Source organism: Hydrogenophaga sp. 2FB (assembly GCF_005503365.1).
Classification (GTDB): domain Bacteria; phylum Pseudomonadota; class Gammaproteobacteria; order Burkholderiales; family Burkholderiaceae_C; genus Hydrogenophaga.
In genome coordinates this window covers 1-6,265 of record NZ_SCML01000106.1, presented here as the reverse complement: position 1 = coordinate 6,265, position 6,265 = coordinate 1, and the positions used below count along the sequence as shown (strand labels likewise).

Sequence of the window (6,265 nt, the reverse complement as noted above, 5' to 3'; positions counted from 1 at the left end):
CCTGTCGAAGAGCGAGGCGGATTGCCTCACCCGTCAACATGGCAGAACCAGCGGTGGAACGAATAACCACGATGCTGCCGGAGCGATTACCGCGAAAGCGGTTTAGTCCATCGGCTATCTTCAGACGTTGGGGGATGACCGCTTTGGGGTTGATCAGCGCACCAACGTCAGCCCGCCGCCGACCAGATCAGGTTCCCGCGCGCAATTCCCGCACGCCGCGTCCCAGCTTGCGTCGCAGCAGGGCGCGCAAAGTCACCCCGTCGGAGTAGCCGATCCGCGCGGCAATCTGATCGACGCTTTCGGTGCTGGTGCGCAGCAGATGCACGGCACGCTCGACGCGCAGGTCCTGGAAGTACGACAGGGGTGATTTGCCCAACACGCCTTGCAGGCGCCGCGCCAGAGTGCGTTCGCTGGCGCCCACGGCGACGGCCGCCTCGGCCAGCGAGAAGCCGTGCGCGAGCCGCTGCCGCGCCCAGCCCTCGAAGCGTTCGACCACCGGGTCGGCGTGGGCGAGGTGATCGGGGATCACGAACTCCGCTTGCGAGCCACGCGGCTCGACCAGCAGGTAGCGAGCCGTCTGCGCTGCCAGCGCCGGGCTGCTGCTGCGCACGATGCCCAGTGCCAGGTCGATGTGGGCCAGGGCAGCGCCGGCCGTGGTGAAGCCGGCCGAGCTCACGAGCATGCGGGAATCATCGAGTGACACGCGCGGATAGCGCTGCCGAAACATCGGCGCCAGCCACCAAGACGTCGTGGCCCTTTGGCCGTCGAGCAGCGCGCTCTCCGCCAGCAGGAAGGTGCCGGTGCAGGCGGCGCCAACGACCGCTGTGGCGGTCGACCACCGCCGCAGCGCGACGACCGCGTCGGCCACGTCTGGACGGGCCAGGCGCGCCGCGAGCGTGTCGGGCATGTTGGCGCCGAGCGCGGGCACGAGCACGATGTCGGGTTTGCGAACGGCGTGCACCGGCACCACGGGCACCGTCAAACCCTGCGCAGTGCGCACGCGGCGCCTCACGCCCACCAAGGTGACATCGATGGCTGTCGGCGGCTGGGCCAGCGAGCCCGCCAGTTGCCTGGCCGTGCCCAGTGTGTCGGTGATGGCCGAAAGACCCAAGTCGAACACGCCGTCGAGAACGAGGATGTGGATTCGCATGGCGAGAATGATATCAATATTGGCACTCTTGCCACTCGTGAATGGTGACAGAAGGTCTTAGTCTCAACGTGCTGTCAAGCGTTCACCCATTCACACAGAAGTTCACCCAATGACCAAACTTGCGCTGTTCGTTCGTCTAGAAGCCAAACCCGGACAAGAGACCGCCGTTGCCGAATTCCTGGCCGGGGCGCTGCCGCTCGCCAACGCCGAGTCGGGAACCACCGCGTGGTTTGCCTTGAAGTTCGGCCCGTCGACTTTCGGCGTGTTCGACGCCTTTGCCGACGAGACGGGTCGCCAGGCGCACCTGGACGGCCCGATCGCAGCCGCCTTGATGGCCAACGCAGCAAGCTTGCTCAGCGCGCCGCCAAAGATCGAGAAGATCGATCTGCTGGCGGCGAAGCTGCCGGGCTGACGCGCCGTCCGCGGCGCGGCGTTGTCGCGGGCGTCGAGCGGAACCGCCTGCGCAGCGTCACCTGTGTGGTCGACGTTTGCCGGCGCCCGGCCATCAGCACCCGCGATGTCGATCCAGGCGTGAAGCCTGGGGAGCGTCGACCTGCGATCCGCTCGTTCTCGATGGTCGACGTCGGACCGAGACCGATCGTGTCCGAAGCGGCGGGCCCACCGGTCTTCGGCCATGTCACACCCACTTTCTCTTCAACCACCCCAAGAGCAATCATGAAACTGATGGATTACGGACTCGCGCCGATCAACTTCAACCACCCGGAAACCACGGCGGGCACGGCCGACGCCGGCCTGTCGCGGCGCGGCTTCGTGATGACGTCGCTGGCTTCCGGCTTCGCCATCGCGTCCAATCCCGTGCTGGCGCAGGCCATCACCACCGACAGCAAGGGCCTGGTCGCCGGCGAGGTCAGCGTCGCGGTCGCGGACGGCAAGATTCCGGCCTACCGCGCGATGCCGGCCGGCCCCGGCAAGTTCCCGGTGATGCTGGTGGTGCAGGAGATCTTCGGTGTGCACGAGCACATCAAGGACATGTGCCGCCGCTACGCCAAGATGGGCTACTACGCCATTGCCCCCGAAATGTTCGCCCGCCAGGGCGATGTCTCGACGATGACGGACATCGGCACCATCCTGTCGCAGGTGGTGTCCAAGGTGCCTGATGCGCAGGTCTGCGCCGATCTCGATGCCACCCTGGCCTTTGCCCGAGCCAGCGGCAAGGCCGATGCCAAGCGCACCGCCCTGGTGGGCTACTGCTGGGGCGGCCGCACCGCCTGGGTCTATGCACGCCACAACGGCAGCCTGAATGCCGCCGTGGCTTACTACGGCCTGCTCGAAGGCCTGAAGGCGCCCGACCTGCGCCCGCAGGATCCGATCGACTTCGCCCACGAGATCAAGGTACCGGTGCTCGGGCTTTACTCCGGCATCGATGCCTTCGTGAAACAGGAGACGATCGCCAAGATGCGCGGCCTCATCAACAAAGGCGGCAGCGGCTCGGAGATCGTGGTTTTCCCCAACGTCGACCACGGCTTCAACGCCGACTACCGCCCCAGCTACGACAAGGCCGCCGCCACCTACGCGCAGAAGCTGGCCAGCGATTGGTTCAAGAAGTACCGCGTCTAAGACCTGAAGGCTCAGCCCTGGAGGGGATGCGTCGAGACGCGTCCCCACTTTCCAATGGCGAGCTTGACGGCATGACTCGAGGCGCGTACGGCAAATCAAGGGCAAGGCGGTGCAACCTCAACCTGCAACGCCTTGTCCGGGGAAGGATTCGACGAGCGGCTCGGTGCAACCAAGCCAAGCCCGCCAACTTCCCTTTAAGGTCGAGACCAGACAGCAATCGGGCGGGTCGTGAAGGACTGCCCCCAGTCTTGAACAGTCATCGATCTCGCAAATACCTTCACCGCGCCAAGGTAGTTCCCCATCCGCACACGCGGTCAGAGCGAGCGACTGACGAATCCATTTACGGGAAACGATGCGGACGTTTTCCGCACCACCGCAAACAAACCGGTCAGAGAAGCGCACCCGTGGTCGGAACCGAAGGCCCAGCGTTGAACACCTCAAACGGCGCAAGGCGCAACAATGCCTTCGCATCCCTCATGGAGCCCGTCAGCCATTGGTCCACATCACCCTGCTCGATGGGAATCACGCTGCGCTTGTCTTGTTGCTCGAACGGCAAGGGGACTTTCGTGATGCGGTCGACATCGGGCTTGTGCATGCGGCCCATCAGGGGATGGCTGTTGGCATGCATCGTGAGCATCGTGTAGCTCTCGACCATCTCTCCGGTTTCATGGTCCCGCCAGGTGTCCCACAGGCCAGCCAACGCCCATGGCTCTCCATCCGCTCGCTTGAAGCGCCACCAGACGTTCTTGCCACTCTCCCAGTTCGGTTCATCAAACCAGTCGGCCGGGATGATGCAGCGCTGGCCGCGCTTCCACGGAATTCTGAAGGTCGGCTTGTCCTCCAGCTCTTCGCTGCGCGCGTTGTTGGTCGAGTACCGGAAGTTCAGGTTCTTGGCGAACCAGGGGATCAAGCCCCAGTGCCCCACGACAAGATCGCGGCCAGGCCCGATCAAATAGCCCTCGGCGTTGCGCGAGCGGCGGATGAACGCGCCAGGCTTTCGGGGGCGACGATGCCGCCCTCCCAGGGGCTTGCGAGCACGTTGGCTGGTCGCCAGTACTTGCGAACGCCTTCTTCATGGGTGCTGCCGTACAGATTGCACATCCGATCAGCATACCCCTGGGGAACACGAAGCGCTCACAGCGCCCCGGACGGACCAGTCCGCCTTTCAGGACTCCCCGCTTCTGTAGGCCGGGTCCTGAGGTTCGTTCTTCTGCTCACGGATGATCTGCAGGGCCATCTCGACAGACAGGGTTTCGACGGCCTTCTGCCACGACCAGGTGGATGGCATTGAACCCATGTCGAACTCGGCCAACGCGAGCATCACCCGTTCTTCCAAGGTCTCGCGAATGGCAGTCGCCCGCTGCAGATCGAGCGTCAAGCCCCTGGCTATCCGGTGGGCTGCGACCAGGTCCAGCGCAAACCGCATCGACCGGCGCAACTCCAAAGGATCGATTTGATTGAGATTCATGCAAGGGCGCTCGCGTGGCTCATGGGTCCAATCGTGAACTCGAGCCGTGATTTTGCGCTCCGTTCAGAGCATGCGCTGCTCATCGGCATCAAGCCAGATGTGCGGGCTGGCTTGGGCCAATGCCATCCACACATGAAACGGCAGGCGTTCCATGGCTCGGCGCGGTGCACTGCGTGCGACCACCAACGAGCCCCGCTCCAGCTGGAGCACGCCACATTCCGCAGGCACCTCATCCGCCTGGGCGATCGGCCGACCTTTGGCATCTTCGCCCAGCACGTACCAGACAGCCCCGGCCATGGCCAGGTAAGCGGCCCGTTTGGCCGGTTTGCGGAGGTCGCCAAGCAGGTCGGAGCGGCTGACCTTGATCTCGTGCACCACCGGCTCCAGGTAGGCTTCCACCGAACTGCGGCGGATGGAGAAGACATCGGGCATGGCCATGCACCAGGTGTGCGCGGGACCGTGCACCACTGCGCCGTCGGCTGAGGAGTCTTCCCACAGCGGTTGCGGCTGCAGTGGCAGTGGCAGTGGCAGTGGCAGAGGCAGAGGCAGAGGCGGTGCCGGGACAGTCCTGGCCGCCTCGATCGCGGAAACCTCATGCCCATGGCAGCCAGACAAGGCGCGCGGCAGCGGAGCTCGCAGCATCAATCCTCGCCATGCCAGGCGTCCTTCGCGGGCGAGTTGGTCGGCCACCTGCCTGACCAGGCATTCATGCGGATCGCGGGCGGTCTTGTTGGCGGTGTGGGCCTGAGCGAGGGCGTCAATGCCGGCGTCCGTCAGGCGTAGCGTTTCATGGCCATGGCTGCCCACACACCGCTCCAGGCAACCCGCTGCCAGCAGCTCCACCTCGATCATGTCGGCGCACGGCCAACCGGCCGAGCGGTAGATCTCGCGCAGGCGGCGCAGGTGCGCTCGCTTGAGGGGTGGCGCGGCTGTGGGGTCTGACGTTCTGGCAGCGGTTTCGGGCGGTGCATTCATGGGGTGCATCCGTGGCGTATCGATGGCGTATCCACGGAGGTTCCAGGTGGCTGCGGTCCGGCGGTGGTGTTGTTGGCGGTGGGGCTTTGCAGCGCCTGGGTGAGATGTTGAGCCAGCCGCCGGGGCTTGAGGAGCTGGATATATATCCAGTGTACTATCCGCTCCCCGCTGTAGCCCCGTTACAACCCCGCAGCGAGGAGTCACCGTGTCAGACACCAGCCTCTCCGAACCCGCACTGCTCAAGCAAGAACCGCTCATGGCGTTCGGCTTGGCCACGAGCGTGCACGCCGGCTTTCCCTCGCCGGCGGCCGATTTCTCGGCCAAACGCATCGACATCATGGAGCGGCTGGTGGTGCATCCGCAAGCGACCTATGCGATGCGTGTCAGTGGCGAATCGATGCGCGAACTGGGCATCTTCGATGCGGATGTGCTTCTGGTGGACAAGGCGGTCAAGCCCAGGCACGGCATGGTGGTGATTGCCATCGTGGATGGTGAGTTCACCTGCAAGCAGTTGCACCTGCGAAACGGCCGCATGAAGCTCAAGGCGGCCAACCCGACCTACCCGGACATCACACCGAAGGAAGGGCAGGAGATCGAGATCTGGGGCGTGGTGATCGCATCGATCAAGCAGTTTCAGGTTTGATGGGCGGCAAACCAAGAAGCAGAGAAAGCCATGGCAGCGCCGCTGTTTGCCCTTGTCGATGGCAACAACTTCTACGTCTCCTGCGAGCGGGTGTTCCGGTATTCGCTGAAGAACACGCCGTGTGTCGTGCTGTCCAACAACGACGGCTGCGCGATCGCACGCTCCAACGAGGCTAAGGACCTGGGCATCAAGATGGGAGCACCCTGGTTCCAGATCCGGCACTTGCAGGAAAGCTCTGGTCTGGTGGCGCTCTCCGCCAACTTCGAGCTCTACGGCGAGATCAGCGATCGCATGATGAGCGTGGTGGCCGCACTCGGCCATCGACAGGAGATCTATTCCATCGACTTAAGTGCACCAGGCTACTGTTGCGTTTCCTTTGAGAAGGAAGTCGTTGACTGGTGTTGCGATTAACAGAGTAGGGCTGTTGCGTTTCATTGGCAGTGGCGACCAT

The 6,265-nt window shown here is 64.1% G+C and carries 7 protein-coding genes and 1 pseudogene; 4 read left to right on the top strand and 4 right to left on the bottom strand.

The features are described 5' to 3' along the window. Positions 1–187: 187 nt before the first annotated feature. The gene (locus FFS09_RS30250) at positions 188–1,150 is read right to left on the bottom strand and encodes a GlxA family transcriptional regulator (protein WP_137922603.1); all 963 of its coding nucleotides are present in this window, start codon (positions 1,148–1,150) and stop codon (positions 188–190) included. Positions 1,151–1,259: 109 nt separating this feature from the next. Here FFS09_RS30250 and FFS09_RS30245 point away from each other — a divergent pair, with 109 nt between their 5' ends. Beyond that, a complete protein-coding gene (locus FFS09_RS30245; protein WP_137922602.1) occupies positions 1,260–1,562 on the top strand; it encodes a putative quinol monooxygenase in 303 nt (100 codons plus the stop codon). A gap of 263 nt (positions 1,563–1,825) precedes the next feature. Beyond that, positions 1,826–2,728, top strand: coding sequence for a dienelactone hydrolase family protein (locus FFS09_RS30240; protein WP_137922601.1), 903 nt, complete (start codon positions 1,826–1,828; stop codon positions 2,726–2,728). A 388-nt stretch (positions 2,729–3,116) separates the two neighbouring features. Here FFS09_RS30240 and FFS09_RS30235 read toward each other — a convergent pair whose 3' ends face one another. From FFS09_RS30235 to FFS09_RS30225, 3 genes are all read right to left on the bottom strand, one after another. Then, entirely contained in the window at positions 3,117–3,638 is a 522-nt protein-coding gene (locus FFS09_RS30235; protein ID WP_252374577.1) for an SOS response-associated peptidase, read from the bottom strand. A gap of 255 nt (positions 3,639–3,893) precedes the next feature. Further along, positions 3,894–4,196 carry a hypothetical protein gene (locus FFS09_RS30230; RefSeq protein ID WP_252374576.1) on the bottom strand — a complete coding sequence of 101 codons (303 nt, stop codon included), beginning with the start codon at positions 4,194–4,196 and terminating at the stop codon, positions 3,894–3,896. Between the two features lie 63 nt (positions 4,197–4,259). Continuing rightward, the gene (locus FFS09_RS30225; RefSeq protein ID WP_137922599.1) at positions 4,260–5,171 is read right to left on the bottom strand and encodes a hypothetical protein; all 912 of its coding nucleotides are present in this window, start codon (positions 5,169–5,171) and stop codon (positions 4,260–4,262) included. A gap of 256 nt (positions 5,172–5,427) precedes the next feature. On the opposite strand from FFS09_RS30225, the gene FFS09_RS30220 reads away from it, so the two are divergent. Beyond that, positions 5,428–5,814 carry a LexA family protein gene (locus FFS09_RS30220; RefSeq protein ID WP_137922605.1) on the top strand — a complete coding sequence of 129 codons (387 nt, stop codon included), beginning with the start codon at positions 5,428–5,430 and terminating at the stop codon, positions 5,812–5,814. Positions 5,815–5,856: 42 nt separating this feature from the next. Beyond that, positions 5,857–6,174: pseudogene (locus FFS09_RS30215) on the top strand (Y-family DNA polymerase); the annotation flags it as partial. Positions 6,175–6,265 lie beyond the last annotated feature (91 nt).

Coding starts and splice junctions, on each gene's coding strand:
- FFS09_RS30240 (WP_137922601.1), top strand. CDS start 1,826: ATGAAACTGATGGATTACGGACTCGCGCCGATCAACTTCAACCACCCG.
- FFS09_RS30225 (WP_137922599.1), bottom strand. CDS start 5,171: ATGAATGCACCGCCCGAAACCGCTGCCAGAACGTCAGACCCCACAGCC.
- FFS09_RS30230 (WP_252374576.1), bottom strand. CDS start 4,196: ATGAATCTCAATCAAATCGATCCTTTGGAGTTGCGCCGGTCGATGCGG.
- FFS09_RS30220 (WP_137922605.1), top strand. CDS start 5,428: ATGGCGTTCGGCTTGGCCACGAGCGTGCACGCCGGCTTTCCCTCGCCG.
- FFS09_RS30250 (WP_137922603.1), bottom strand. CDS start 1,150: ATGCGAATCCACATCCTCGTTCTCGACGGCGTGTTCGACTTGGGTCTT.
- FFS09_RS30245 (WP_137922602.1), top strand. CDS start 1,260: ATGACCAAACTTGCGCTGTTCGTTCGTCTAGAAGCCAAACCCGGACAA.